This is a genomic window from Rugosimonospora africana (genome assembly GCF_016862975.1).
Lineage (GTDB): Bacteria > Actinomycetota > Actinomycetes > Mycobacteriales > Micromonosporaceae > Rugosimonospora > Rugosimonospora africana.
The window spans coordinates 1-26,991 of sequence record NZ_BONZ01000066.1 but is presented as its reverse complement, the minus strand read 5'-3'; the positions used below and the strand labels follow the sequence as shown (position 1 = coordinate 26,991).

26 protein-coding genes and 1 pseudogene are annotated in these 26,991 nt (G+C 70.3%); 8 read left to right on the top strand and 19 right to left on the bottom strand.

Annotation, left to right across the window (positions count from 1 at the left end):
• Window positions 1-156 precede the first annotated feature (156 nt).
• Window positions 157-1,131, top strand: coding sequence for an aldo/keto reductase (locus tag Raf01_RS32195; protein ID WP_203921838.1), 975 nt, complete (start codon window positions 157-159; stop codon window positions 1,129-1,131).
• 24 nt (window positions 1,132-1,155) lie between these two features.
• Here the strand turns inward: Raf01_RS32195 and Raf01_RS32190 are convergent, their stop codons facing one another.
• The 11 genes from Raf01_RS32190 to Raf01_RS32140 form a co-directional block, all read right to left on the bottom strand.
• Window positions 1,156-1,800 carry an acVLRF1 family peptidyl-tRNA hydrolase gene (locus tag Raf01_RS32190; protein ID WP_203921837.1) on the bottom strand — a complete coding sequence of 215 codons (645 nt, stop codon included), beginning with the start codon at window positions 1,798-1,800 and terminating at the stop codon, window positions 1,156-1,158.
• A 27-nt stretch (window positions 1,801-1,827) separates the two neighbouring features.
• Window positions 1,828-2,586 (bottom strand): HAD family hydrolase, encoded by a 759-nt coding sequence (locus Raf01_RS32185; RefSeq protein WP_203921836.1) that lies wholly within the window; start codon window positions 2,584-2,586, stop codon window positions 1,828-1,830.
• A gap of 74 nt (window positions 2,587-2,660) precedes the next feature.
• Entirely contained in the window at window positions 2,661-3,290 is a 630-nt protein-coding gene (locus Raf01_RS32180; RefSeq protein ID WP_203921835.1) for a LysE family transporter, read from the bottom strand.
• Between the two features lie 107 nt (window positions 3,291-3,397).
• Window positions 3,398-3,724, bottom strand: coding sequence for a metal-sulfur cluster assembly factor (locus tag Raf01_RS32175; RefSeq protein WP_203921834.1), 327 nt, complete (start codon window positions 3,722-3,724; stop codon window positions 3,398-3,400).
• On the bottom strand, window positions 3,721-4,239 hold the full coding sequence (sufU, locus tag Raf01_RS32170; protein WP_203921833.1) for a Fe-S cluster assembly sulfur transfer protein SufU: 519 nt from the start codon (window positions 4,237-4,239) through the stop codon (window positions 3,721-3,723). The genes Raf01_RS32175 and sufU overlap by 4 nt, the downstream gene beginning before the upstream one ends.
• Window positions 4,239-5,462, bottom strand: a complete 1,224-nt coding sequence (locus Raf01_RS32165; RefSeq protein ID WP_203921832.1) for a cysteine desulfurase — start codon at window positions 5,460-5,462, stop codon at window positions 4,239-4,241. Before Raf01_RS32165 ends, sufU begins: the two co-directional genes overlap by 1 nt.
• 21 nt (window positions 5,463-5,483) lie before the next feature.
• Window positions 5,484-6,245: a Fe-S cluster assembly ATPase SufC gene (sufC, locus tag Raf01_RS32160; RefSeq protein ID WP_203921831.1), complete on the bottom strand. Its 762-nt coding sequence runs from the start codon at window positions 6,243-6,245 to the stop codon at window positions 5,484-5,486.
• Window positions 6,242-6,568 (bottom strand): non-heme iron oxygenase ferredoxin subunit, encoded by a 327-nt coding sequence (locus Raf01_RS32155; protein ID WP_203921830.1) that lies wholly within the window; start codon window positions 6,566-6,568, stop codon window positions 6,242-6,244. The genes sufC and Raf01_RS32155 overlap by 4 nt, the downstream gene beginning before the upstream one ends.
• Window positions 6,565-7,749: a Fe-S cluster assembly protein SufD gene (gene sufD, locus Raf01_RS32150; RefSeq protein WP_203921829.1), complete on the bottom strand. Its 1,185-nt coding sequence runs from the start codon at window positions 7,747-7,749 to the stop codon at window positions 6,565-6,567. The genes Raf01_RS32155 and sufD overlap by 4 nt, the downstream gene beginning before the upstream one ends.
• A 54-nt stretch (window positions 7,750-7,803) precedes the next feature.
• Window positions 7,804-9,222 carry a Fe-S cluster assembly protein SufB gene (sufB, locus tag Raf01_RS32145; RefSeq protein WP_203921828.1) on the bottom strand — a complete coding sequence of 473 codons (1,419 nt, stop codon included), beginning with the start codon at window positions 9,220-9,222 and terminating at the stop codon, window positions 7,804-7,806.
• Window positions 9,219-10,016 carry a helix-turn-helix transcriptional regulator gene (locus tag Raf01_RS32140; protein ID WP_203921921.1) on the bottom strand — a complete coding sequence of 266 codons (798 nt, stop codon included), beginning with the start codon at window positions 10,014-10,016 and terminating at the stop codon, window positions 9,219-9,221. Before Raf01_RS32140 ends, sufB begins: the two co-directional genes overlap by 4 nt.
• A gap of 160 nt (window positions 10,017-10,176) precedes the next feature.
• Between Raf01_RS32140 and Raf01_RS32135 the strand changes: the two genes are divergently transcribed.
• Window positions 10,177-11,118 carry a COX15/CtaA family protein gene (locus Raf01_RS32135; protein ID WP_239134102.1) on the top strand — a complete coding sequence of 314 codons (942 nt, stop codon included), beginning with the start codon at window positions 10,177-10,179 and terminating at the stop codon, window positions 11,116-11,118.
• A 10-nt stretch (window positions 11,119-11,128) separates the two neighbouring features.
• Here the strand turns inward: Raf01_RS32135 and Raf01_RS32130 are convergent, their stop codons facing one another.
• The 3 genes from Raf01_RS32130 to Raf01_RS32120 form a co-directional block, all read right to left on the bottom strand.
• Window positions 11,129-12,055, bottom strand: coding sequence for an ATP-grasp domain-containing protein (locus Raf01_RS32130; RefSeq protein ID WP_203921919.1), 927 nt, complete (start codon window positions 12,053-12,055; stop codon window positions 11,129-11,131).
• On the bottom strand, window positions 12,055-12,381 hold the full coding sequence (locus Raf01_RS32125; RefSeq protein ID WP_203921827.1) for a hypothetical protein: 327 nt from the start codon (window positions 12,379-12,381) through the stop codon (window positions 12,055-12,057). Before Raf01_RS32125 ends, Raf01_RS32130 begins: the two co-directional genes overlap by 1 nt.
• 243 nt (window positions 12,382-12,624) lie before the next feature.
• Entirely contained in the window at window positions 12,625-13,596 is a 972-nt protein-coding gene (locus Raf01_RS32120; protein ID WP_203921826.1) for a heme o synthase, read from the bottom strand.
• A gap of 717 nt (window positions 13,597-14,313) precedes the next feature.
• Between Raf01_RS32120 and tkt the strand changes: the two genes are divergently transcribed.
• The 6 genes from tkt to pgl all read left to right on the top strand — a co-directional run bounded on the left by tkt (window position 14,314) and on the right by pgl (window position 22,732).
• Entirely contained in the window at window positions 14,314-16,425 is a 2,112-nt protein-coding gene (gene tkt, locus Raf01_RS32115) for a transketolase (RefSeq protein ID WP_275413098.1), read from the top strand.
• Between the two features lie 29 nt (window positions 16,426-16,454).
• Window positions 16,455-17,591 carry a transaldolase gene (gene tal, locus Raf01_RS32110; RefSeq protein ID WP_203921824.1) on the top strand — a complete coding sequence of 379 codons (1,137 nt, stop codon included), beginning with the start codon at window positions 16,455-16,457 and terminating at the stop codon, window positions 17,589-17,591.
• A gap of 41 nt (window positions 17,592-17,632) precedes the next feature.
• Window positions 17,633-19,243 (top strand): phosphoglucose isomerase-related protein, encoded by a 1,611-nt coding sequence (locus Raf01_RS32105; RefSeq protein ID WP_203921918.1) that lies wholly within the window; start codon window positions 17,633-17,635, stop codon window positions 19,241-19,243.
• A 52-nt stretch (window positions 19,244-19,295) separates the two neighbouring features.
• Window positions 19,296-20,816, top strand: a complete 1,521-nt coding sequence (gene zwf, locus Raf01_RS32100; RefSeq protein WP_203921823.1) for a glucose-6-phosphate dehydrogenase — start codon at window positions 19,296-19,298, stop codon at window positions 20,814-20,816.
• A 138-nt stretch (window positions 20,817-20,954) separates the two neighbouring features.
• The gene (locus Raf01_RS32095) at window positions 20,955-21,965 is read left to right on the top strand and encodes a glucose-6-phosphate dehydrogenase assembly protein OpcA (RefSeq protein WP_203921822.1); all 1,011 of its coding nucleotides are present in this window, start codon (window positions 20,955-20,957) and stop codon (window positions 21,963-21,965) included.
• Window positions 21,962-22,732 (top strand): 6-phosphogluconolactonase, encoded by a 771-nt coding sequence (pgl, locus tag Raf01_RS32090; protein ID WP_203921821.1) that lies wholly within the window; start codon window positions 21,962-21,964, stop codon window positions 22,730-22,732. The genes Raf01_RS32095 and pgl overlap by 4 nt, the downstream gene beginning before the upstream one ends.
• 36 nt (window positions 22,733-22,768) lie before the next feature.
• Here pgl and Raf01_RS32085 read toward each other — a convergent pair whose 3' ends face one another.
• The 5 genes and pseudogenes from Raf01_RS32085 to gap form a co-directional block, all read right to left on the bottom strand.
• Window positions 22,769-23,113, bottom strand: coding sequence for an RNA polymerase-binding protein RbpA (locus Raf01_RS32085; RefSeq protein ID WP_203921820.1), 345 nt, complete (start codon window positions 23,111-23,113; stop codon window positions 22,769-22,771).
• Window positions 23,114-23,251: 138 nt separating this feature from the next.
• Entirely contained in the window at window positions 23,252-23,506 is a 255-nt protein-coding gene (gene secG / locus Raf01_RS32080) for a preprotein translocase subunit SecG (protein WP_203921819.1), read from the bottom strand.
• A 96-nt stretch (window positions 23,507-23,602) separates the two neighbouring features.
• Window positions 23,603-24,388 (bottom strand): triose-phosphate isomerase, encoded by a 786-nt coding sequence (gene tpiA, locus Raf01_RS32075; protein ID WP_203921818.1) that lies wholly within the window; start codon window positions 24,386-24,388, stop codon window positions 23,603-23,605.
• A gap of 72 nt (window positions 24,389-24,460) precedes the next feature.
• Window positions 24,461-25,642: pseudogene (locus Raf01_RS32070) on the bottom strand (phosphoglycerate kinase); the annotation flags it as partial.
• Window positions 25,639-26,643, bottom strand: coding sequence for a type I glyceraldehyde-3-phosphate dehydrogenase (gene gap / locus Raf01_RS32065; RefSeq protein ID WP_203921816.1), 1,005 nt, complete (start codon window positions 26,641-26,643; stop codon window positions 25,639-25,641). The gene gap and the pseudogene Raf01_RS32070, both read right to left, overlap by 4 nt.
• Window positions 26,644-26,991 lie beyond the last annotated feature (348 nt).

Below are 26,991 nucleotides of genomic sequence, written 5' to 3'. Positions count from 1 at the left end.
CGGGGTGCGGCGGCCGTGGGGGGCCGCGTTGCTCCCTGGAACACCGCTCCCCGGCACCGTGCGGCCTGCCGCCCGGCGTCCGGACGCGCGACGGTGGACATGTCCACGGGCTGTGACCCGGCAGCCCTCCGATCCCGACACGAAGGCAGAAACAGCATGCGCAACACCACCCTGGGCGCCCACGGCCCCGAGGTAGGCGTCATCGGCCTGGGCGCCATGGGAATGAGCTTCGCCTACGACATGGGCGCCCCGCGCGACGAGGCCACCTCGATCTCGGTCATCCACCAGGCTCTCGACCTGGGCATGACCTTGATCGACACCGCCGACGTCTACGGTCCCTACACGAACGAGGAACTCCTCGGCCGGGCCCTGGCCGGCCAGCGCGACCGTGCGGTGATCGCCACCAAGGTCGGCCGGGAGATCATCGATCCCATCGGCGGCCCCGGCGGTTCCCCGCTGGTCAAGAGCAATGGCCGGCCCGAGCATGTCCGTGCGTCCATCGACGGCAGCCTGCGCCGCCTGGGCACCGACCACGTCGAGCTGTACCAGCTCCACCGCGTCGACGCCGAGGTTCCGATCGAGGAGACCTGGGGCGCCATGGCTGAGGCCGTCGCGGCGGGCAAGGTCCGTTACCTGGGCCTGTCCGAGGTCACCGTCGAGCAGATCCAGCGTGCCCAGGCCGTGCACCCGGTCACCGCCGTACAGTCCGAGTTCTCCCTGTGGAGCCGCGACGTCCAGGCCGAAGTCCTGCCGTACTGCGAGCGGAACGGCATCGGTTTCCTGCCGTACTCGCCGCTGGGCCGTGGGTTCCTCGTCGGCCGGTTCGCCTCCTTCGACGAGCTGCCGGAGAACGACCAGCGGAGGCGCCTGCCGCGCTTCCAGCAGGACAACCTGCGGGCCAACCTCGACATCGCGGCCAAGGTGCGCGAGGTCGCCGAGCGGATCGGCGCCACCCCCGCACAGGTCGCCCTCGCCTGGCTGATCGCCCAGGGCTCGTACATCGTGCCGATCCCCGGCACCAAGACCCCGAGGTACCTCGCCGACAACGCGGGTGCCGCGGACCTCCGGCTGTCCGCGGCGGACCTCGCCGACCTCGACTCGATTCCGGCCCCGGTCGGCGCCCGGTACTGACCGTCCGGCGCCAGCCCGGACGGCTCAGGGATCGACCAGCCTGATGCGCACGGAGCGGGCCTGGCGTACCGCTGCCTGCAGCACGGCCAGCTTCGGCTCCGGTACCTCAAGGAACCGCTCGGCGCGCAGCGCCGCCACCGGCGCCAGCCGGGGGTCGGCCAGTACCGCGTCCACCGCCCGCCGGTCTCCCCCGGCCACCACCGCGGCCAGCTCCGCCACCCGGGGAAGCAACAGCCGCGCGACGAGATCGGCCGCGTCTCCGGCCGCGGCGCGGGCCTGGTTCTCCCGCCGCCGGGCGAACCGCTGCTGGGACCAGCCACCGGCGGCGGTGCGGCCCTGCACATACCGGCTGTCCACCTTGGACGACACCAGCTCGCCGCCCTCGGCCACGCCGACCGCCACCGCGCCCCGGCGGGCCAGCAGCAGCCCCAGCGGACCCGCCGCCGGTACCGCGGCCAGGAACTCGTCCACGCCGTCCCAGTGCGGGGTGCCGGGCGGCGCATGGCATTCGGCGCTCGCTCCGTCCTCGGCGCGCAACTCCAGCACCCGGTCCGCGCCCACGACCGCCCAGGCGCCGTGGCGCTCAGCGAAACCGGACAGCCAGCGGGGCATCCGGTCGGGGTCGACCTCGACCCACCGCCCGCCACCCGCCGCCGGCCTGTTGCCCATTCGAGGCAGGGTACCGGGTGTCGCCGGTCAGGACGCGGTGAGCAGGGCGTGCAGCGACACCGGGTCGGCCACTTCGAGGTCCGGCTCGACCGGGGTGGCTGGGTCGATCAGGGTCCGTTCGGAGCGCATCAGCACGGTGGTACCCACGCCGGCCCGCCGTCCGCAGCGGACGTCCCGGGACCGGGTGTCGCCGACGAACCAGACCTCGTGCGGGCTGACCGACAGCGCCCGGGTGGTCCGGAGGATCAGCTCCGGATTGGGTTTGCGCACGCCGGCCTCATCGCTGTAGACCTGCACGGCGAACCGGTCGGCCAGGCCGGTCCGTTCCAGGAAGTCGCGGTGCACGCTGCCGTAGATGGTGTTGCTGACCACCGCCAGCAGGATCCCCCGTGCCGCCGCGTCGGCCAGCAGCTCCACCATGCCGGGCCGGACCCGCCAGTCCTGGCGTACCTCGCCGAGCCGGTAGGTCAGCGTGGTCGCGTGTGCCAGGACGACCTCGCGGGCGGCCGGAGCCCAGTCGGCGGCGACGAAGTCCGCCCACAGCTGCTCGTGGCGCAGCTCGGTCGGCGCGAACGAGCGCGCCACTCCGTCACCCCAGTACCCGTAGGCGTTCAGCCCGGCGGCCAGGTCGGTCTCGATCTCCGCTACCGCCGGCGGCTGCGCGTCGGTCGCCGCGAGCAGCGTGTGTACCGTCTCGGCCAGTTCCCGTGCCCAGCTTGCGCGGCGGGTGTCCTCGACAATGACGCCACCGAAGTCGAGCAGCAGTGCGCGGGGAGTGGTCGGCATGCCTTCGACGGTAACCCGGTTCAGGTTCCCGGATGGCAGTACTCGCCGACGGCGGTCCCTTGGCGGGTACCCGATCAGGACGCGACCGCGAGGCGCACGGCCAGTGCCACCATCACCGCGCTGGACACCAGCGCCGTGGCGAGCCGGCCGCGGTTTCCGGACAACGCCCTGCCCAGCACCGAGCCTCCGGCGGCCACGAGCAGTTGCCAGCTGGCCGAGGCGGCGAACGCGGCAGCCACGAACAGCGCCCCGTCGCCCAACGACCGGGCCGCACCGGCCCGGGTGCCCAGCACCAGCGCGCTGAAGTACAGCATGGTGGCCGGGTTGAGCAGGGTGAGCCCGAGCAGGCCAGCGTAGGCGCGGCCCGGAGTCGACAGCGCGAGCCGGGACGGCCGCTCGCCGACCGCCTCGCGGTGGGCCCGCCAGGCGACCCAGGCGGTACGCGCGGCCAGCCCGACGAGTACGACGAGAGCGGTCCAGCGCAGCGGCGCGGCGACCGGTCGGATCAGTCCGCTGACGGCGGCTCCCCCGGCAACGGCCACCAGGGCGTAGAGCCCATCGGCGGTCGCCACTCCCAGGCCCGCACCGGCACCGACGGCAAGCGAGGTCCGGGCGGCGAGGCCCATGATGAGTACCCCGATGGCACCCACCGGGATGGCCACGCCATACCCGGCGAGCAGCCCGGAGAGCAGCGCGTCCGTCACGCGGTGAGCCTGCCAAGCGGTGCCCGGCCGGCGCCACCGATTTCCGCACGATGGGGCGGGTCTACCGTCGGTCGGGCGGAGCCGCGGTTCGGGTCAGGCGAACGGGGTCAGACGTTGAAGCCGAGCGCGCGCAACTGCTCGCGGCCGTCGTCAGTGATCTTGTCCGGACCCCACGGCGGAAGCCACACCCAGTTGATCCGGATGTCGCTGACCAGGCCACCGCCCGGACCCGTGCACAGCGCCTGCCGCGCCTGGTCCTCGATGACGTCGGTCAGCGGGCAGGCCGCTGAGGTCAGCGTCATGTCGACGGTCGCGACGTTTTCCTCGTCGACGTGGATGCCGTAGACCAGACCGAGGTCAACCACGTTGATGCCCAGCTCCGGGTCGACGACGTCCTTCAGAGCCTCTTCGATGTCGGCCAGCGCCGTGGTCATCCCTCGCCCCTTACCGTTGCGGCAGTTGTTCCGTCAAAATCCGGCCGCTTGACCACGGCGCCTCCTTCGTCGGCACCGCTGGCGGCCGCGCGTGCGGCCGCGTCCTTGAACGCCATCCACGGTAGCAGCGCGCACTTGACCCTGGCCGGGTACTTTGCGACGCCCGCGAACGCGATCGCGTCCTCCAACAGCTCTTCGTCCGGTTCCGCCTGACCCCGCTCGGACATCAGCGTGACGAACGCCTCGTGGCGCGCCATCGCGTCGTCCAGCGGGCGGCCGTGGACCAGCTCGTAGAGCACGCTGGCCGCCGCCTGGCTGATGGAGCAACCCATGCCGTCGTACGACACGTCTTCCACCACACCGTCGTGCATCCGCACCCGGAGGGTCACCTCGTCGCCGCAGGTCGGGTTCACGTGGTGCGCCTCGGCCTGGTACGGCTCGCGCAGGCCACGCCCGTGCGGGTGCTTGTAGTGGTCCAGGATGATCTCCTGGTACAGCTGGTCCGGAGCCGTCATCACGCGAACACCTTCCGCACCTGGTTCAGGCCCTGCACCAGGGCGTCGATCTCTTGCCTCGTGGTGTAGAGGTAGAACGAGGCCCGGGTCATCGCCGGTACGCCGAAGCGCACACAGGTCGGCCGGGCGCAGTGGTGGCCCACCCGCACCTCGACACCGAGGGAGTCGAGCACCTGACCCACGTCGTGCGGGTGCACACCGGCCAGGTCAAAGGAGATCGTGCCACCACGCCCGACCGGTACCGTCGGCCCGAAGATGCGCAGTCCGTCCACAGTAGACAGAGCGTCCAGGGCGTACCCGGTGATCTCGCGCTCGTGCTCGGCGATGGCCGGCATGCCGATCGCGGTCAGGTAGTCCACGGCAGCGCCCAGCCCGACCGCTTCGGCGATCGGCGGGGTACCCGCCTCGAACCGCGCCGGGGGCGCCATGTAGGTCGTCTTCTCCATGGTGACGGTCTCGATCATCGAACCGCCACCGAGGAACGGCGGCATGTCGGCCAGAATCTCGCCGCGACCCCACAGCACGCCGATGCCGGTCGGCCCGAGCATCTTGTGCCCGGTGAACGCGATGAAGTCCACGCCCAGCGCGGCCACGTCCACCGGCAGGTGCGGTACCGACTGGGAGCAGTCGAGCATGACCAGCGCGCCGACCTCACGCGCCCGCCGGACGATGTCCTCGGTCGGGTTGATCGTGCCCAGCGTGTTGGACATGTGCACGACGCTGACCAGCTTCGTGCGCTCGTTGACCAGATCGTCCAATGTGGACAGGTCGAGCCGGCCCTCGTCGGTGACGCCGAACCAGCGCAGAGTCGCACCGGTGCGCTCGCACAGCAACTGCCACGGGACGATGTTGGAGTGGTGCTCCATCTCGGAGATCACGATCTCGTCGCCCGGACGCAGCCTCGCCCCGTACGAGTGGGCGACCAGGTTGATCGCCTCGGTCGAGTTCTTGGTGAACACGATCTCGTCGGGTGACGTGGCGCCGATGAAGGTCGCGAGCTTGGCCCGAGCGCCCTCGTACGCGGTCGTCGACTCGGTGCCCAGGGTGTGCACCGAGCGAGCCACGTTGGCGTTGTGCCACGTGTAGTGCTCCTCCAGCGCTTCGAGCACCTGGCGCGGCTTCTGGGAAGTGTTCGCGCTGTCCAGGTACGCCACCGGGTACCCGTTGACCTCCCGACCCAGGATCGGGAAGTCCTTGCGAATCTTCTCGATGTCGAAGCCCATGATGACGCTCCCGTTCCGGTCCTAGGCCGCCGCGCTGACGAAGCGCTCGTAGCCCTCGGCTTCCAGCCGCTCGGCGAGTTCCGGACCGCCCTCCTCGACGATCCGCCCGGCGACGAACACGTGCACGTAGTCGGGCTTCACGTACCGCAGGATCCGGGTGTAGTGGGTGATCAGCAGCAGGCCGGTGTCGCCGGTCTCGCGTACCCGGTTGACTCCCTCGCTGACCACCCGCAGCGCGTCGATGTCGAGCCCCGAGTCGGTCTCGTCGAGGATGGCCACCTTCGGCTTGAGCAGTTCGAGCTGGACGATCTCGTGGCGCTTCTTCTCACCACCGGAGAAGCCCTCGTTCACGTTGCGCTGGGCGAAGGCCGCGTCCATGCCGAGCCGATCCATCGACTCCTTGAGCTCCTTGCCCCACGTGCGCAGCTTCGGCGCCTCGCCGTCGATCGCGGTCTTCGCGCTGCGCAGGAAGTTGGCCACCGACACGCCCGGCACCTCGACCGGGTACTGCATGGCCAGGAACAGCCCGGCGCGGGCCCGCTCGTCGACCGTCATCGCCAGCACGTCGTCGCCGTCGAGCAGCACGCTGCCGCCGGTGATCTGGTACTTCGGGTGCCCGGCGATGGAGTACGCCAGGGTGGACTTGCCGGAGCCGTTGGGGCCCATGATGGCGTGCGTCTCGCCCGCCTTCACGGTCAGGTCGACGCCGGCCAGGATCGGCTTCAGCTCGCCCTCCGGCAGCTTCACCGACACCTGCAGGTCACGGATTTCCAGGACACTCACGGGTTGACTCCATTGCTTGGTTCCAACGAGACGAAGACGAAGCCGTCGCGGATCTCGACGGGATAGACGGGCACCGGTTCGGTCGCGGGCAGGCCGGTCGGCGCTCCGGTACGCAGGTCGAAACGCGACCCGTGCAGCCAGCATTCGAGAGTGCAGCCCTCGATCTCGCCCTCGGACAGCGGTACCGCGGCGTGCGTGCACTCGTCGTAGACCGCGTGCACGTCACCGTCGTCGGTGCGGACGAGCGCGACCGGAGTGCCATCAATCTCGGCGCTGATCGCGGTGCCGGGCTTGATGTCCTCCAGAGCGCACACCTGGATCACGCCGACACCTCCGCGAGCCGCGCTTCGATCTGGTTGGAGAGCCGCTCGCGCAGCTCCTCAACCGGGATCTTGTGAAGCAGTTCGGCGAAGAAGCCGCGCACCACCAGCCGGCGCGCCTCGGTCTCCGGGATGCCCCGGGCCATGAGGTAGAACAGCTGCTCGTCGTCGAACCGGCCGGTCGCGCTGGCGTGGCCGGCGCCGATCACCTCACCGGTCTCGATCTCCAGGTTGGGTACCGAGTCGGCGCGCGCGCCGTCGCTGAGCACCAGGTTCCGGTTGACCTCGTACGTGTCCGTACCGGTGGCCTCCGCCCGGATCAGCACGTCGCCGACCCACACCGTGTGCGCCTCGATGCCCTGCAGCGCCCCGCGGTAGTTCACGTTGCTGCGGCAGTCCGGGACCGAGTGGTCGACCAGCAGCCGGTGCTCGAAGTGCTGTCCGTGGCCGGAGTCTTCGGCGCCGGCCGGCTTGCCGTCGGCGAAGTAGAGCCCGTACAGCTCGGCCTCACCGCCCCGGTCGGCGTAGTCGACGCTGGCGTACTGGCGCACCAGGTCGCCGCCGAGCGACACCTGTACGTGCACCAGCTTCGCGTCGCGCCCCAGCCGGAAGCGCAGGTGCTGCGCCTGTACGGCGTCCGGCGCCCAGTCGGCGACGGTGACCAGGGTCAGCCGGGCGCCCTGGCCCACCGACACCTCGACGTTGTCGGCCAGCGTCGTGCTGCCCACGTGCTCCAGGACGAGGGTGACCTCGGCCAGCTCACCGACCTCGACGTAGGTGTGCCCGAAGGAGGCGTTCGACGCGTCCGATCCGACCACCCGTACCGTCGCCGCCTGCGGCGAGACCGTACCGGGCGCCACCGACACCAGCAGGGCCTGTGCGGCCCTGCTCCAGGCCAGTGCGCTGATCCGGTCGAACGGCGTCAGTACGCTGCCCAGCCGCTTGTCACTCTTGTCCACAGTGGACACGGAGACGCCGGTGGGCAGCTCGCCGTACTCGTGCTTGGGCTCGGCGCCGGACGCGCCGCCGTCCCCGTCGGCCAGCCCGCGCAACCGCTTGAGCGGCGTGAACCGCCACTCCTCCTCACGCCCGGTCAGCGCGGGAAAGTCGGCCACGTCGAACGAGCGCAGTGCCTGGGACTTGGTCTTCGGCGGGGCCGCGACAGGTGAAGCGGGCGCAGTCATGTCCTTCGGAGTCTCCATCGTGGTTTCGCGGGAATCGTGTCGGGCGGCGGCCGGTCAGCCGACCGCCCCCTCCATCTGCAGCTCGATCAGGCGGTTGAGCTCCAGCGCGTACTCCATCGGAAGCTCCTTGGCGATCGGCTCGATGAAGCCGCGCACGATCATCGCCATCGCCTCGTCCTCGGTCAGGCCGCGGCTCATCAGGTAGAACAACTGGTCCTCACTGACCTTGGAGACGGTCGCCTCGTGCCCCATCGCCACGTCGTCCTCGCGGATGTCGACGTACGGGTAGGTGTCGGAGCGGGAGACCGTGTCGACCAGCAGCGCGTCGCACTTGACCGTCGAGCGGCTGTGGTGCGAGCCCTCCAGCACCTGGACCAGGCCGCGGTAGCTGGTGCGGCCACCGGCCCGGGCGATCGACTTGCTGACGATCGTCGAGGAGGTGTGCGGCGCGGCGTGGACCATCTTCGCGCCTGCGTCCTGGTGCTGGCCCTCACCGGCCATCGCCACCGACAGCACCTCGCCCTTGGCGTGCTCACCGACCATGAAGACCGCCGGGTACTTCATGGTGACCTTGGAGCCGATGTTGCCGTCGATCCACTCCATCGTGCCGCCCTCGTGGCAGACGGCGCGCTTGGTGACCAGGTTGTAGACGTTGTTCGACCAGTTCTGGATCGTGGTGTACCGGCAGCGGGCGTTCTTCTTCACGATGATCTCGACGACCGCGCTGTGCAGCGAGTCGGACGAGTAGATAGGCGCGGTGCAGCCCTCGACGTAGTGCACGTAGGCGCCCTCGTCGACGATGATCAGCGTCCGCTCGAACTGGCCCATGTTCTCCGTGTTGATCCGGAAGTACGCCTGCAGCGGGATCTCCACGTGCACGCCCTTGGGGACGTAGATGAACGAGCCGCCGGACCAGACCGACGTGTTGAGCGCGGCGAACTTGTTGTCGCCGACCGGGATCACCGTGCCGAAGTACTCCTTGAAGATGTCCTCGTACTCGCGCAGGCCGGTGTCGGTGTCCACGAAGATGACGCCCTGCGCCTCCAGATCCTCCTGGATCTTGTGGTAGACGACCTCGGACTCGTACTGCGCGGCCACGCCGGCGACCAGGCGCTGCTTCTCGGCCTCCGGGATGCCCAGCCGGTCATAGGTGCTCTTGATGTCGTCGGGCAGGTCGTCCCAGCTGGCGGCCTGCTTCTCGGTCGACCGCACGAAGTACTTGATGTTGTCGAAGTCGATGTCGGTGAGGTCGGCACCCCAGGACGGCATCGGCTTGCGCCCGAACAACCGCAGCCCCTTCAGGCGCAGGTCGAGCATCCAGGCCGGCTCGCTCTTCTTCCCCGAGATGTCCCGCACTACCGCCTCGTTCAGGCCACGCTGCGCGGCAGCGCCGGCCACGTCGGAGTCGGCCCAGCCGTAGCCGTACCGGCCAAGGTCGGCCAGCTGCTGCTCCTGGGTGGACAGATCGGTCATGACATCGTCCTCACAGAGTCGATCTTATGAATCACGGCGCGCCGCGGATCCGGGATGTGCGTCGTGCACACTCCGTCACCATGCGCGATCGTTGCTAGTCGCTGCACGTGCGTGCCCACGAGCTGCGATATGACCCGGGTCTCCGCCTCGCACAACTGCGGAAACTCGGCGGCGACATGCGCCACCGGGCAGTGGTGCTGGCACAGCTGCCCGCCGGAGGCGATCGCCGTCGCCGACGCAGCGTAGCCCTCGGCGGTTAACGCGCAGGCGAGAGCCTCCGCCCGCGCCAGCGGATCGTCGCCCGCGTCGGCCATCGCGGCCCGGCACCGGGCCTCCAGCGCGGCCACCCGCTCGGCGGCGAATTCGCCCACCGCCCGGTCGCCACCCTGCGCGGCTATCCAGCGCAGCGCCGCGGCGGCCAGGTCGTCATAGGTGTGCCGGCCCTGGCGCCGCCGGGCGTCGTCGGTGAGCAGGAAGACCTTGGCCGGGCGGCCACGGCCGCGCTGGCGGCTGGCGGCCTGCTCACGGAAGATCACGTCGCCGTCGGCGAGCAGCGCGTCGAGGTGCCGGCGGATGGCCGCCGGGCTCAGCCCGAGCGCGCGCCCCAGGTCGGCCGCGGTGGCCGAGCCCCGCTCCAGCAGGAGCCGGATCACCCGGTCGCGGGTGCGGTGATCCGCGCTGGCCGCCGTGCCGCCCGTGCTGGCAGCGCCGGCGAGGGCGACCGGCTCGGGTCGCTCGGCGTCAGACCCGCCGAGCCCGACCGGTCGCGACGAGGTGTCACGGTCAAGCGGCATCGGACGGTCGCAACCGTCGACGCCGCTGATCTCCACCTCGTTTTTCACAACACCAGTGTGACGTATTTCGGCGGGGGCACGCAAACCGCCCCTCCGGTGATCCACACCACCGGACCGCCCGGCCGCACCGGCCAGATCGCCTGCTTCTACCCTGGACGGCGTGTTCAGGAGCTCGTTAGCCCTGCGGCGGGTGGCGCTGGCGTCGCTCGCCGTCAACATCCTGCTCGTCATCACCGGCGGCGCCGTCCGGCTCACCAGCTCCGGGCTCGGCTGTCCTACCTGGCCCAAATGTACCAATTCGTCCTATGTGACGACGCAGGCAATGGGCTACCACGGGATGATCGAGTTCGGGAACCGGATCCTTGGCGGCGCCGACGGTGTGCTGGCCGCCCTGGCGGTCCTCCTCGTGCTGCTGAGCCGGACCCGGGACCGTCGCCTGATCGGCTGGTCGATCGCCGTGCTGGCGAGCATTCCGGCTCAGGCGGTGATCGGCGGCCTCACCGTGCGGACCGAGCTGAACCCGTGGGTGGTCGCCTGCCACTTCCTGTTCTCCATGCTGATCATCGTGGCCACGTACCGGCTGTGGCTCGCCACCCGGGAGCCGGCCGGACCGGTACGGCACCTGGTCAACGCCCCGATACGCGCGCTCAACTGGCTGCTGCTCGCGGTCACCGCCGTGGTACTGGCCGCCGGCACGGTGGTCACCGGCAGCGGGCCGCACGCCGGGGACGAGCACGTGCACCACCGCACCGGCCTGGATCCGGGCATGGTCGCCCAACTGCACGCCGACCTGGTGATGCTGCTGATCGGGCTGTCCGCGGCCTGGTGCTTCGCGCTCTGGGCGGTCGGGGCGCCCCGGGCCACCATCCGGGCCGGGGCGGCCCTGGTCGGCATCGAGCTGGCCCAGGGCGTGATCGGGTTCGTCCAGTACTTCACGCACCTGCCGTCGCTGCTGGTCGGCCTGCACATGGCCGGCGCCTGCGCGGTCTGGACGGCCGCGCTGGTCACCCAGACGGCCGGCCGGGTACGTGAGCCGCTGCCGGCCGCCAGCGAGGCACCGGTACCCGCGCCCGTGCTCCCGGCCACCGCCGCCACCCGGTAGCCCGGCCGGTTCAGGCCGGCGAGCCGACCAACCGGGCCGCTATCGCGTCGGCGAACCGTTCCGCCGCACCGGCATCGTGCGCGAGAAACAGCGACGGCTCGGTCAGCTCCAGCTCCACCAGCACCGGGGCGCCGTCCGGGCCCGGGATCAGGTCGACCCGCGCGTACAGCAGGTCGCCCGGGGCGGTACCGGTGATCCGGCCGGCGGCCGCCAGTACCCGCTCGGCGACGTCCCGCTCCTCCGGACGCGGTGCCCGCGGGTCGATCTGTTCGGGCCGGTACAGCCCTTCCATGCCCTGGTACGGGCCGTCCAGCATGGGACCCTTGCGGATCGCGTGGCTGAACCGCCCACCGAAGAAGATCAGGGCGGTCTCGCCGTCCCGGTCCACCGCCGACAGGTACGGCTGGATCATGACCGTCTGCCCGGCCTCGCGTAGTCGCGCGACGTGCTCGCCGGCCAGCCGCCGGTGGTCCGGGTCGGTCAGGTCGTACCGGCCGGTCTCATAGCTGCCGGCACTGATCGCCGGCTTGACGACGTACTCACCCCGCGCCGGTACGGACTCCCACGGCTGATCCGGAGCGAGCCAGGTGGTGGTCACCACCGGTACCCCGTTCTCGGCGAGCCCGCCCAGGTACCGCTTGTCGGTGTTGGCGCGCACGATCTCGGCCGGGTTGGCCAGCCGGGCCACGGTTCGCGCCCAGGCCAGGAACTCGTCCCGGCGCCCCGAGTAGTCCCACGGCGAGCGCAGCACGGCCAGGTCGAAGCCGTCCCAGTCGACCGCCTTGTCGTCCCAGATCGCCGGCACCACGGTGATGCCCCGACGCAGCAGCGGCTCGATCGCCAGGCGGTCGTCCGGGTCGAGGTCGGGCAGTTCGGCACAGGTAACGAAGGCGACCCGGGGAGATCCTCCCCGGGTCGCACTGGATATGGATTCGATCACCGGGCGAGAGTACGGCGACCCATGGAACGCCACAGGTCGTTACTCGGCCGCATCTGCTCGATCAGCTCCCGCTCCCATTCGTTCTCCACTTCCACACCGGCCGTCTCACACGCCCTACGGGCCACGTCGGTGCTGTTGGCGAACTGGTCGTCCCAGGTGCCGTCCTCCCCCACGAGGACGATCCGGGCGCCACGCCGGCCGACATACTCGATGACCGCCTTCGCCCCGCCGTGTCCGTCGGCGAACGACTTGATCCCGGCGATGAGATTGCCCGCCGGTGCGATCTGTTCGGTAGTCAGCGTCGTATCGGAACCTTCTGCCATGGCGGCAGCGTAAGCAGATCCCCGGGTTGTCCGCCGTGCGAACAATCACTTCATGTGACCGTCATTACCTGCCGGTAGCGGCCAGTGTGACTGAATTCTGCGCCAATTTTTCCGGCATTTTCGGCTCAATGAGGGCAACAAAATCCGGCATTTCGACAAGGCTTGCGAATTGGCAACAGTATGACAAGAGAACCGGGGCAATTAGCCACCGAATGGGACAGAAAAGGCCGAGGAAACGCTTGACTACTGGATGAGCGCGTCGACCGCCACCGCGACGAAGACCAGGGTCAGGTACGTCGTCGACCAGTGGAACAGGCGCATCGGCTTGACCGGTTCGCCCCGCCGGGCCCGCCCGGCCAGCCGGTGCGCCTCGATGACGAACAGGGCGCCGACCACGGCCGCGGTCACCCCGTACAGCGGGGTCATGCCCAGCGGCCACAGCGCCAGCGACGCCAGCAGGGTCAGCCAGGCGAACACCACCGTCTCGGTGCCGACGCGGCGCATGGAGGCCACCACCGGCAGCATCGGGATCCCCGCACGCCGGTAATCGTCGGCGAACTTGATGGCCAGCGCGTAGAAGTGCGGCATCTGCCAGAAGAACACCACGGCAAACAGCAACCAGGCGCGCAGCGGCAGGGTGTCGGTGACCGCGGCCCAGCCGATGAGCACCGGCAACGCCCCGCAGATCCCGCCCCAGAACGTGTTCTGCGAGGTGCGGCGCTTGAGCCACATCGTGTAGATCAGGTCGTAGTAGACGATCGCGGTCGCGGTCAGCACGGTGGCCAGTACGTTCGTGAACGCGGCCATCAGCGCGATCGAGAGGACCGCGAGGGTGAGCCCGAAGACCAGGGCGGAGCGCGGCGACACCGTGTGCGTCGGCAGCGGCCGGCGCGAGGTGCGCTTCATGACCTGGTCGATGTCGCGGTCGATGTAGCAGTTCAGGGCGTTGGCCGCGCCGGCCGCGAGCGATCCGCCGACCAGGACCACCAGGGTCAACCAGAGCGGGGAGAGCCGGGTGCGGGCCAGGAACATCGCGGGGACCGTCGTGATCAGCAGCAGCTCGACGATGCGCGGCTTGGTCAGCGCCAGGTAGGACCGGACCACGGCCCGCAGACTCGATCGCGGCGCCCGCGCGGTCAGCTCGGCGACGGGGATCGGCGCGGCGGTCAGCGGCACCGAGGCCGAGGGAGTCTCACGCTCCGCGATCGTGGTCATGCCACCTCTTCGTAGCCTCGGTGGGTGGTACTCGGAATCGGTAGACAGAGTACGCGTCCGGCCCATGTGACCTGCAGGCGCCCGGCCGGATTACCCGCTCACCGGTGACTGTCGGCTACCACGTGCTCACGGCGGTTGCGTTTCCGGTCGTCGCCGTCGGTTATCGGCTCGCGGCCGTCGCCGGCTTTCCGTGACCGGCTCTCCGTCGCTGGCTCTCCGTCGCCGGCTTTCCGTGACCGCCCCTCCGGAAAGCCTCGCCTCCGGAAACTCGCCGGGCACCGCCGATCGGGAACCGGCACCGCCGATCGGGAACCAGCACCGCGGATTGGGAACCAGCACCGCCGATCGGGAACCAGCACCGCGGATCGGGAAACGGCACCGCCGGATCGGGAGGCGGGCACGTGCCTGGTTCACCGGGTGTGATCGACGAGACCTCGTGTCGCCGGCCACATCGCCGGCGGGTGTTTACTGATCGGCGACAATGCCTTGAGGTGGCCCACCGGCGGGGAATCCGCGAAGAGGCAACCAATTGGTGGTGAACTTTCCCTTGCCCCCGCGACGACCGCGGCCTGCTGGCTCATCATGGGGCGGCGGGTGCGTGCCCGGCGATCCCCCGGCGGTGCGATCGCGGAGGGGGAGATGACGCGCCGCACGTCTGCGCGGTGGGTAGGGTCGGCACTGACAGCGCTGGACGACACTTTTGGGGGAACGGCCGCCGTGACCGACAGCAAACTCGATTGGTCCGACCTCGACCGCCGCGCGGTCGACACGATCCGGGTCCTCGCGATGGACGCCGTGGAGCAGGCCGGCAACGGCCATCCGGGCACCGCCATGAGCCTGGCCCCCGCCGCCTATCTGCTGTTTCAGAAGATCATGCGGCACGATCCCACCGACCCGCACTGGGCCGGCCGGGACCGGTTCGTGCTGTCCGCCGGTCACAGCAGCCTCACTCTCTACATCGAGCTGTACCTGGCCGGCTACGGGCTGGCGATCGAGGACCTGAAGTCGCTCCGGCAGTGGGGTTCGCTCACCCCGGGTCACCCTGAGCACGGTCACACCGCCGGCGTGGAGACCACCACCGGCCCGCTGGGGCAGGGCCTGGGCAACGCGGTCGGCATGGCGATGGCCGCCCGACGCGAGCGCGGCCTGTTCGACCCGGACGCGGCACCCGGTGAGAGCCCGTTCGACCACTCCGTCTACGTGATCTGCTCGGACGGGGACATCGAAGAGGGCATCAGCCACGAGGTGAGCAGCCTCGCCGCGCACCAGCGGCTGGGCAACCTGACCGTCATCTACGACGACAACTCGATCTCCATCGAGGACGACACCAACGTCGCCAAGTCGGAGGATGTCGCCGCCCGGTACGCCGCCTACGGCTTCCACGTCCAGCACGTCGACTTCCACTCCGGCGACAGCTACCACGAGGACATCCCGGCGCTCTACAACGCCCTCCTCGCGGCGAAGGCGGAGACCGGCCGCCCGTCCTTCATCAACCTGCGCACCATCATCGCCTGGCCCGCGCCCAACAAGCAGAACACCGGCAAGGCCCACGGTTCCGCGCTGGGAGCCGACGAGGTCGCCGCGACCAAGAAGGTGCTGGGCTTCGACCCGGGCAAGTCGTTCCAGGTCGACGAGGACGTGCTGGCGCACACCCGTGAGGCGGTCGCCCGCGGGGCGCAGTGGCGCACCGAGTGGCAGTCGCGGTACGACACCTGGGCGCAGGCCAACCCCGATGGCCGCGCGCTGTTCGACCGGATGGCCACCCGTTCCCTGCCGGCCGGCTGGACCGACGCGCTGCCGGAGTTCCCCGCCAGCGAGAAGGGTTTGGCCACCCGCAAGGCGTCCAACGAGGTCCTCAACGCGTTGGCACCGGTGCTGCCCGAGCTGTGGGGCGGCTCGGCCGACCTCGCGGAGAGCAACAACACCACCATGGAGGGCGAGCCCTCGTTCCTCCCTCCGGAGCACGCGACCAAGGCGTTCCCCGGCGGCTGGTACGGACGCACGCTGCACTTCGGCATCCGCGAGCACGGCATGGGCTCGATCCTCAACGGCATCGCGCTGCACGGCGGCACCCGCCCGTACGGCGGCACCTTCCTGGTCTTCAGCGACTACATGCGCCCCTCGGTCCGGCTCGCCGCGCTGATGAAGCTGCCGGTCACCTACGTCTGGACGCACGACTCGATCGGCCTGGGCGAGGACGGCCCCACCCACCAGCCGATCGAGCACTTGGCCGCGCTGCGCGCCATCCCGGGCCTGGACGTGGTGCGTCCGGCAGACGCCAACGAGACCGCCTGGGCCTGGCGGATGGCGCTGGAGCACACCGACCGGCCCACCGCGCTCGCCCTGACCCGGCAGAACCTGCCGACGCTGGATCGCACCGCGCTGGCCGGGGCGGACGGGGTCGCACACGGCGGTTACATCCTCGCCGACGCGGGTAATGGCCAGCCAGAGGTGATCCTCATCGCCACCGGTTCGGAGGTCTCGCTGGCGCTCGCCGCACGGGAGCGGCTGCAGGAGGCCGGTACGCAGACCCGGGTGGTCTCCATGCCCTGCCGGGAGTGGTTCGACGCCCAGGATTCGGCGTACCGCGAGCAGGTCCTGCCGACCGGAGTCAAGGCGCGGGTCAGCGTCGAGGCCGGAATCGCGATGCCGTGGCGGGATCTGGTGGGCGATTGCGGCGAGTGCGTGTCCATCGAGCACTACGGCGCCAGCGCGCCCTACCAGGTGCTGTTCGAACAGTTCGGATTCACCGCCGACCGGGTCGTGGCCGCCGCGCGCGCCGCGCTGTCCAAGGTCGGTTCGCTCAAGGGTTCCACCACCGGTAACTGAGGGACACGGGTAACTGAGGGAGAAGTACGATGACCGACCGGCTGGCCGAGCTCTCCGCCGCGGGTGTGGCGGTGTGGCTTGACGACATTTCCCGGCAGCGGCTGAGCAGCGGTGGTCTGGACGCCCTGCGTCGCCAGCAGCACGTGGTGGGGGTGACGAGTAACCCGACGATCTTCGCCAAGGCTCTGTCCGAGGCCGCCGACTACGCCCAGCAGGTCAAGGACCTGGCGCTGCGCGGGGTCTCGGTCGAAGAGGCCACCCGCATGATCACCACGCGGGACGTGCGGTGGGCGTGCGACGTGATGCGCCCGGCGTACGACGCCTCGCACGGCGTGGACGGGCGGGTCTCGATCGAGGTCGACCCGCGGCTGGCGAACGACACCGCCAAGACCGTGGCCGAGGCGAAGCAGCTGTGGTGGCTGATCGACCGGCCCAACCTGTACATCAAGATCCCGGCGACCGAGGCCGGGCTGCCGGCGATCACCGCGACGCTGGCCGAGGGGATCAGCGTGAACGTGACGCTGATCTTCGCGCTGGAGCGCTACGACCAGGTGATGGACGCCTTCCTCGCCGGCTTGGAGCAGGCCAAGGCCAACGGCCACGACCTGTCCAAGATGGGCTCGGTGGCGAGCTTCTTCGTGTCCCGGGTGGACACCGAGGTGGACAAGCGGCTCGACAAGATCGGTACGGCCGAGGCACAGGCGCTGCACGGCAAGGCCGCGATCGCCAACGCCCAGCTGGCCTACCAGCACTACGAGAAGGTGTTCTCCGGCGAGCGCTGGCAGGCACTGGCCAACGCCGGCGCGCAGCCGCAGCGGCCGCTCTGGGCCTCGACGTCCACGAAGAACCCGGAGTACCGCGACGTCATGTACGTCGAGCAACTGATCGCCCCCGGCGTGGTCAACACCATGCCCGAGGCGACCATCCACGCGTTCGCCGACCATGGCGAGACCCCCGGTGACACCGTGACCGGCTCGTACGAGCAGGCCCAGAAGGTGCTCAACGACCTGGCCGCGATCGGGGTCGAGTACAAGGACGTGGTCGACACGCTGGAGCGCGACGGCGTCGAGAAGTTCGCGCAGAGCTGGACCGAGCTGCTCGACTCGGTGACCAACCAGCTCAAGAGCACCAACGGTGGCGCTGCCCGCCCGGAGGACGCACGGTGAGCGACCAGAACGGCGGCGCCGCGTTCCTCGACGGCGCGGAGATGGCGGCGAGCATCGTCGTGCACGGTGCCGGGACGGTACCGGGGGCGGCCGAGGTTCGCGCGGCGCTGGTCGAGGCCGGCGTACCGGGCCTGCTGGTGGCGAAGGACCCCACGCTGTGGGGCCCCGCCGCCGAGTCCGAGGCGAAGATCCGGCTGGGTTGGGTGGACACCTTCCGGCGCAGCCGGGATCTGCTGCCCGAGCTGGCCGAGCTGCGCGAGGAACTGGCCGACCTGACCCACGTGGTACTGGCCGGCATGGGCGGCTCGTCGCTGGCGCCCGAGGTGATCGCCCGTACCCTGGGCCGCTCGTTGACCGTGCTGGACACCACGGATCCGGGCCAGGTCCGGGCGGCGATCTCCGACCGGCTGGCCGAGACCGTGCTCGTCGTGTCCAGCAAGTCCGGCGGGACGGTCGAGACGGACAGCCACCGGCGCGCGTACTGGCAGGCGTTCAAGGACTCCGGGTTGACCGACGCCGAGATCGGCCGGCACTTCGTGGTGGTCACCGACCCCGGCTCTCCGCTGGAGGCGGTAGCCACCGAGATGGGCGCGGCGCTGCTGCTGGCCGACCCCGACGTCGGCGGGCGGTACTCGGCGCTGACCGCGTTCGGGCTGGTGCCCACGGCGCTGGCCGGAGTCGACGTGGCCGAGCTGCTCGACCAGGCCGAGGCGCTGTTCGCCTCGCTCGGCCAGGACGAGAACAACCCCGCGCTGGCCCTGGGCGTCGCGCTCGGCGGTGCGGCGGTCAACGACGGGCGGGACAAGGTCACCCTGATCGACGACGGTACCGGCATCAACGGCCTGGGCGACTGGGCGGAGCAGCTGATCGCCGAGTCGACCGGCAAGGAGGGCAAGGGGATCCTGCCGGTGGTCGTCGAGTCGCCGGACGCCCCGGGAGCGACCGGCGAGGACGTGCTGACCGCGTGCGTGGGCGGAGCGCTGGCACCCGGCGTGGTACCGGGGGGCGGGGTCGCGCCGCACGTGGCGGTCAACGGCCCGCTGGGCGCGCAGTTCCTCACCTGGGAGTACGCGACCGCGATCGCCGGACGGATCCTCGGCATCGACCCGTTCGACCAGCCGAACGTCACCGAGTCCAAGGACAACACCAAGCACATCCTGTCCGGCGGCCTGCCGGACGAGGGCCCGTCGGTGACCGACGGCGCGATCGAGATCTTCGGCGACATGGCGACCACGGTCACCGAGGCTCTGCGCGACCTGGTCAACGGCATCGACAACGGCGGGTACCTGGCGATCATGGCGTACCTGGACCGGCACGCCGACTCCGACACCGCCGGGCTCCGGACGCTGCTGGCCCGGGCCGGTCAGGAGCGGCCGGTCACGTTCGGCTGGGGCCCCCGGTTCCTGCACTCGACCGGCCAGTACCACAAGGGCGGTCCGCAGGTCGGCTCGTTCCTGCAGATCACCGGCGCGGTCAGCGAAGACCTCCCGGTGCCGGGCCAGGAGTACACGTTCGGCAAACTCCAGGCCGCGCAGGCCGCGGGCGACCGCAAGGCGCTGGCCGACCGGGGTCGCCCCGTGCTGCACCTGCACCTGACCGATCGCGCGGCGGGCATCGCCCAGTTGCTGGCCGCCGCGAAAGACCTGAGATGAGAGAGCGAAGTCTGCCCACCATGAGTGCACACCGTTGGCGCGAGGAGCGGTCGTGACTAACAATCCCCTGCGGGATCCGCAGGACCGACGGCTGCCGAGGATCCCGGAGCCGTGTGCCCTGGTGATCTTCGGGGTCACCGGGGACCTGGCCCGCAAGAAGCTGATCCCCGCCGTCTACGACCTGGCCAACCGAGGCATGCTGCCCTCGGGCTTCGTCGTTCTCGGGTTTGCCCGCCGGGACTGGGGTGACGGCGACTTCGAGGCGCTGGCTCGCAAGGCCGCCCAGGACCACGCGCGTACCCCGTGGCGCGAGGAAGTCTGGGCGAGGCTGGCCGGCAACATCAAGTTCGTCCAGGGCTCGTTCGACGACGACGCCGCCTTCGACAATCTCGCGCAGACTCTCGACGAGCTGCGCGACAGTCACGGCATCCACGGCAATGCCGCGTTCTACCTGTCCATTCCGCCGACCGCGTTCCCCACCGTGCTCAAGCAGATGGGGCGCACCCGGATGGCCGACAACGAGGCATCCGGCGGCTGGCGGCGGGTCGTGGTGGAGAAGCCGTTCGGCACCGACCTGCAGTCCGCCAAGCAGCTCAACGAGCTGGTGGATGAGGTGTACACCGCGCAGGACGTGTTCCGCATCGACCACTACCTCGGCAAGGAGACGGTTCAGAACATCCTCGCGCTGCGGTTCGCCAACGCGCTGTTCGAACCGACCTGGAACTCCAAGTACGTGGACTCGGTGCAGATCACCATGGCCGAGGACGTCGGTATCGGCAGCCGGGCGGCGTTCTACGACGCCACCGGTACCGCCCGCGACGTGCTGCAGAACCACCTGATGCAGCTACTGGCCATGGTGGCTATGGAGGAGCCGACGAGCTTCGACGCGGCCGAGATCCGCACCGAGAAGCTCAAGGTGCTGCGCGCCATCTCGCTGCCCAAGGACATCAACGCCGACACGGTACGCGGCCAGTACCTGTCCGGGTGGGTGGCCGGTGAGCGGGCGGTCGGCTACCGCGACGAGGAGGACGTGCCGCAGGATTCGGCCACGGAGACGTACGTGGCGGTCAAGCTGGGCATCCAGAACCGTCGCTGGGCCGGGGTGCCGTTCTACATCCGGGCCGGCAAGCGGCTGCCCCGCCGGGTCACCGAGATCGCGGTGCTCTTCAAGCAGGCACCGCACCTGCCGTTCGACGCCGCCGACGTGGAGATGCTCGGCAACAACCAGCTGGTGATCCGGGTACAGCCGGACGAGGGCGTGACGCTCAAGTTCGGCTCGAAGGTACCGGGTACCGCGATGGAGGTCCGCGACATCACCATGGACTTCCAGTACGGCGAGGCGTTCACCGACTCCTCCCCCGAGGCGTACGAACGGCTCATCCTCGACGTCCTGATCGGTGACCGCACCCTGTTCCCGGACGCCGCCGAAGTGGAGGCGAGCTGGCGGGTCGTCGACCCGCTGGAGGCGGCGTGGGCCGGCACGAAGCCGGAGACCTACCGGGCCGGTGAGTGGGGTCCGAGGATGGCAGATGACCTACTGGCGCGAGACGGCCGGCAATGGCGGCGCGCGTAAGCGGACGGCGGCGGGCGACCATCGGGTGCGAAACACCCGTGGTGCACGCCGCCGTCGAGCGGAGCGCGGCGGCATGAGGGGGCCGGCGGTGACGACTCGCGTCGGCGAAACCGCGGGGGCAGCGAAGTGGAGAGCAGCGTGATCGGTCTGTGGGACACCACCGGCAATGAGGTGGTCAAGGCGCTGGCCGCGGAGCGGCGAAGCGCCGGAGGGGTGACCAGCGGGCTTGCCCTGACGCTGGTCGCCGTCGTGGACGAGAAACGGGTACGGGAGGCCGAAGCGGCATCGACGATCGCCGCCGCGGCGCACCCGTGCCGCCTGCTGATCGTGGTACGCAGCGACGTCACCCGCGACGTCAACCGGCTGGACGCCGAGATCGTGGTCGGCGGCCGGCTGGGCCCCTGCGAGGCGGTCGTCATGCGCATGTACGGCCGGCTGGCGCTGCACGCCGAGTCCGTCGTGATGCCGCTGCTGGCCCCGGACGTACCGGTGGTCACCTGGTGGCACGGCGAGCCGCCGGAGCGCATCGCGCACGACTTCCTCGGTGTGGTCGGCGACCGGCGGGTCACCGACACCGCTCAGGCCGTCGACCCGGTGGCCGCGCTGCGCCAGCGGGCCGTCGACTACGCCCCCGGCGACACCGATCTCGCGTGGACCCGGATCACCCCCTGGCGCACGCTCGTGGCCAGCGCGTTCGACACCGTGGACGCTCGGGTGATCGGAGCTACCGTGGTGGCCCCGTCGCACGACCCGACCGCCGCGCTGATGCGTGGCTGGCTGGCCGCCCGGCTGGGCATCAAGCCGGAACTGGAGCCGACCGACCAGTTCCCCCGGATGCGGGCCGTCGAGCTGCGCTGCGCCAACGGCGACACGCTGCGGCTGACCCGGGAGGACGGGACGGCGGTCTTCAGCCGTACCGGCCAGGTCGACCGCCAGCTGCCGCTGGTCCGCCGCCCGCTGGGCGACGAGCTGGCCGAGGAGCTGCGCCGGCTGGACGCCGACCAGGTCTACTCCGAGGCGCTCTCCGCCCTGTCCGGCATCCCGGATCTGGACCGGCGCAGCCCGACCCGGCAGCACATCTGGCGCGACCCGGCCACCGCCGGCCGGCCCGCTCCGACCTCACCCGAGCCCGCCGGGGCGGCTTCGTGAGCGAGGTCAGCGTCATCGTTCACGCCGACCCTGAACTGCTCGCTCCCGCCGTCGCCGCCCGGCTGGTCATCCGCCTCATCGACGCGCAGGCGACCCGTGGGGTCGCCTCCGTCGTGCTCACCGGTGGGCGCATCGCGGCCGCGGTGTACCGCGCGGTGGGTACCAGTCCGGGACGCGACGCGGTGGACTGGTCGCGGGTCGACGTCTGGTGGGGCGACGAGCGGTTCCTGCCCTCCGGCCACCCGGAACGCAACGAGACGCAGGCGCGGGCCGCCCTGCTCGACTCGGTACCGCTGGACCCGGCGCGAATCCACCCCATGCCGGCCTCGGACGGGCCGGACGGCGACGATCCGGAGGCCGCGGCGGCCCGGTACGCGCAGCTGCTGCACGAGGCCGCCCGGCCGGGCAGCGAGGCGCTGCCGCACTTCGACGTGCTGCTGCTCGGCATCGGCGAGGAGGGGCACGTGGCGTCGGTGTTCCCGGAGAGCCCGGCGGCCTACGAGACCCGGTCGGTGACGGCGGTGCGCGGTTGTCCGAAGCCACCTCCGACGCGGATCAGCCTGAGCTTCTCGGCGATCAACACGGCCGAAGAGGTGTGGCTCGTCGCCGCGGGGGCGGACAAGGCCGCCGCGGTCGGGATGGCGCTGTCGGGTGCCGGGCCGATCCAGCTTCCGGCCGCCGGGGTGCACGGCGTCGACCGAACGCTCTGGCTGCTCGACGGGGCGGCGGCCGCCTCGGTACCGCCTCGGATGCGCAGTCTGCGTTAGGACCTGTTGGCTCGTGGGATGGGGAGCCGGGCCGTTTTACTCCTCGCCGCGACGCTGACGCAGGTTGCGCAGTGCCTCGGCGAGGATCGCGGCGCCCTCGGCCTCGGTACGGCGTTCCTTCACGTAGGCGAGGTGGCTCTTGTACGGCTCGGCGCGGGGAGCGCCCGGCGGGTGCAGTTGGTCCTGACCGGCGGGCTGCCCGCACCGAGGACACTCCCACGTGGTCGGCGCGGGTACGTCGGCGGCGAACAGAGGCGCCACCCGGTGCCCGTTGGCGCACCAGTAGGTCACGACCCGACTCGGTACCGGTTCGCAGCGTTCGTCGGCGCGGATCGGTCCAGACCCGACCCTGATACCCCGAATGGCGTTGCCACTTGCCACGGCTGTTGGCTCCCGTCGTCATCTAGGTGCAACGGTCTGCCGGATCAACCAACCCGGCAGATCAACATGGCCGATATCCGCGCGACCCGAGCCCTCCGGGTCGCTTGCCGTGCCCGAGTGTAGGACGAAAAGTGGCGATCAGGAACCGTTCATCGCGATTCGGAGCCAAAGCCCAAGCCCGACGATGCAGGCGAACCACACGACGCCGACAAGGATCGTGTAGCGGTCGAGGTTCCTCTCAGCGACCGAGGAACCGGCCAGGCTGGAGGAGACGCCACCGCCGAACATGCTGGACAGGCCACCGCCCTTGCCACGGTGCAGCAGAATCAGCATCGTGAGCAGCGCGCTGGTGATCACGAGAATGGCAATCAGCGTGTAAGCGAACCACGTCATGGCGGCGCTCAGTCCTCTCGAGGCGGCTGCCGACCCTCGGCAACTCACCAACAATAGCGGGCTCCGGCACGCGGCCGGAGCCCCACCATCGACTTCCTACTTGTCCTTGTATCGCACTATACGGACGAATTCCTCGGCATCCAGGCTGGCTCCACCGATCAGCGCGCCGTCGATGTCCGGGCCCGCCATGATCTCGACGATGTTGCTCGACTTCACCGAGCCGCCGTACAGCAGCCGGACGCGCTCCGCGGTCGGACCCGGGAACGTCTCGGCGATCCGCTGACGGATCGCGCCGATGACCTCCTGAGCGTCCTCGGGCGTGGCCGTCTTGCCGGTGCCGATCGCCCACACCGGCTCGTACGCGATCACGATCTTCTCGACCTGCTCGGCGGTCAGCCCGACCAGAGCGGCGTCGAGCTGGTTCACGCAGTACGTGACGTGCCCAGCGGCCTCCCGGACGTCCAGGCCCTCGCCGACGCACAGGATCGGAGCGATGCCGTGTGCCAGCGCCGCCTTCACCTTCTCCGCGACGAGAACGTCGTCCTCGTGGTGGTACGCCCGGCGCTCCGAGTGCCCGACCACCACGTACTGGCAGCCGAGCTTGGCGAGCATCGGGCCGGACACATCGCCGGTGTAGGCCCCGCTCGGGAACGGCGACAGATCCTGTGCGCCGTACCCGAGCAGCAACTTGTCCCCGTCGATCAGCGTCTGCACGCTGCGCAGGTCGACGAACGGCGGCAGCACGACGACCTCGACGTCGTTGAGCTGCTTCTCCGGCAGGCTGAACGCCAGCTTCTGGGTCAACGCGATGGCCTCAAGGTGGTTGAGGTTCATCTTCCAGTTGCCGGCCATCATCGGCCGCCGGGCCTCTTTGTTCGCCATCGCTCACGCCTCCGCAGCGTCAGAGGTCGGCCGCTTGACCGCGGTGGCTCCTTCGTCGGCGCCGCTGGCGGCCTGCAATGCGGCGACGCCGGGGAGGGTCTTGCCCTCCAGGAATTCCAACGAGGCACCGCCACCGGTCGAGATGTGGCTGAAGCCGTCCTCGGGCAGGCCCAGCGCCCGTACCGCGGCGGCCGAGTCGCCGCCACCGACCACGGTGAACCCGTCCACCTTGGTGATCGCCTCAGCCACCCCACGGGTACCCGCGGCGAACGGCGCCATCTCGAACACACCCATCGGACCGTTCCAGAACACGGTACGGGCGCGGGAGATCGCCTCGGCGAACACGGTCACGCTGGCCGGCCCGATGTCCAGGCCCAGCCACCCGTCCGGGATCGCGTTGTCCTCGACTGTGCGGACCTCGGCGTCGGCCGCGAACCGGTCGGCCACCACGATGTCGGTCGGCAGCTTGATCTTCCCGGCGAACCGCTCCAACAGGTCGCGGCAGGTCTGGACCATGTCGTCCTCGAGCAGCGACTTGCCCACCTCGTAGCCGAGCGCCTTGAGGAATGTGAAGCACATGCCGCCGCCGATGAGCAGCTCGTCGACGCGGGGCGCGAGCGCCTCGATGACGGCGAGCTTGTCGGAGACCTTGCTGCCGCCCAGCACCACGACATACGGGCGCTGCGTGTCGCCGGTCAGCTGGCTGAGCACCTCCAGCTCCCGCAGCACCAGGCCGCCCGCGTAGTGCGGAAGGAGCTTCGGCACGTCGTACACGCTGGCGTGCTTGCGGTGTACGGCGCCGAACGCGTCGTCCACGTACACCTCGCCGAACGCGGCCAGTTCGCCGGCGAACGCGGCCCGCTCGACCTCGTCCTTGCTGGTCTCCCCCGGGTTGAACCGCAGGTTCTCCAGCAGCGCGATCCGGCCGTCGGCCAGACCCTCGACGGTGGCCTTGGCCGACTCCCCCACCGTGTCGGTGGCGAAGGCGACCTCGCCGCCGATCAGCTCGCTCAGCCGCACGGCGATCGGAGCCAGGCTGTACTTGGGGTCCGGCGCGCCCTTCGGCCGCCCGAGGTGGGACATGACGGTGACCCGGGCGCCCGCGCCGATCAGCGCGCTCAGCGTCGGCAGCACCGCGCGGATGCGGCCGTCGTCAGTGATCGTCTGACCGTCGAGGGGGACGTTCAGGTCGGCGCGGACCAGTACCCGCCGACCCGAAACGCCCTCGCTCAATAGCTGGTCGAGCGTCTTCACAGGCTCGAACCCACCAGCGTGACCAGGTCGACCAGGCGGTTGGAGTAGCCCCACTCGTTGTCGTACCAACCGACGACCTTGACCTGGTTGCCGATCACCTTGGTCAGCCCGGAGTCGAAGATGCAGGAGGCCGGGTCGGTGACGATGTCGGCCGACACGATCGGGTCGTCGGTGTAGGTCAGGATGCCCTTGAGCGGACCGTCGGCCGCCGCCTTCATCGCCGCGTTGACCTCGTCGACGCTGGTCTCGCGGCCAGCCGTGAAGGTCAGGTCGGTCGCCGAGCCGGTCGGCACCGGAACCCGCAGCGCGTACCCGTCGAGCTTGCCCTTGAGCTCCGGCAGCACCAGGCCGATCGCCTTGGCCGCACCGGTCGAGGTCGGCACGATGTTCAGCGCGGCGGCGCGGGCCCGGCGCAGGTCCTTGTGCGGCCCGTCCTGCAGGTTCTGGTCCTGCGTGTACGCGTGGATCGTGGTCATCAGACCGCGCTCGATGCCGAACGTCTCGTGCAGGACCTTCGCCATCGGGCCCAGGCAGTTCGTGGTGCACGACGCGTTCGAGATGACCGTGTGCTTCGCCGGGTCGTAGGTGCCCTCGTTGACACCCATGACGACGGTGACATCCTCGTTCTTGGCCGGAGCCGAGATGATCACCTTCTTGGCGCCGTTGCCGACGTGCACCTTGGCCTTCTCGGCGTCGGTGAACAGACCGGTCGACTCGACCACGACGTCCGCACCCAGGTCGCCCCACGGCAGCTTGGCCGGGTCGCGCTCGGCGAGCGCCTTGAACGTCTTGCCGCCGACGGAGATCTCGTCAGCGCTGGCCTTCACCTCGTGGCCGAGCCGGCCCAGGATGCTGTCGTACTTCAACAGGTGCGCGAGCGTCGCGTTGTCGGTGAGGTCGTTGACGCCCACCAGCTCGATGTCGGCGCCCCGCTGAAGGGCTGCCCGGTAGAAGTTACGGCCGATTCGGCCGAAGCCGTTGATGCCAACCCGGATGGTCACAGGACACATCTCCTTGCCGCAGTTGTGATGGTGGGTTCGCCTTGCGCGCAGGCCGGCAACACCTGCCGACCCTGCTCTCGGTACGGCGCGTCGGCCTCGTCGCCGAACACCGACGACCATACCGAATTGCCGGGGCGAATCCCCATCTGGGGAGCGCTGCCCGGGCGGGACGGCCGCCCGGGGCGACCTCTGTCCGACGTCCGGCGAAGCTGGTGGAGCGGGTCCGCCGGACGTACCAGCAGGCAAGCGGACAAGACCGGCCTTTCGCCCAGGGCAACTGGCGTCCGAAGGCCCCACGGCCGGCTGCCGGCCGGCTCGACCGGCGGGCGGGCCCGCGGGGCCCGAGCC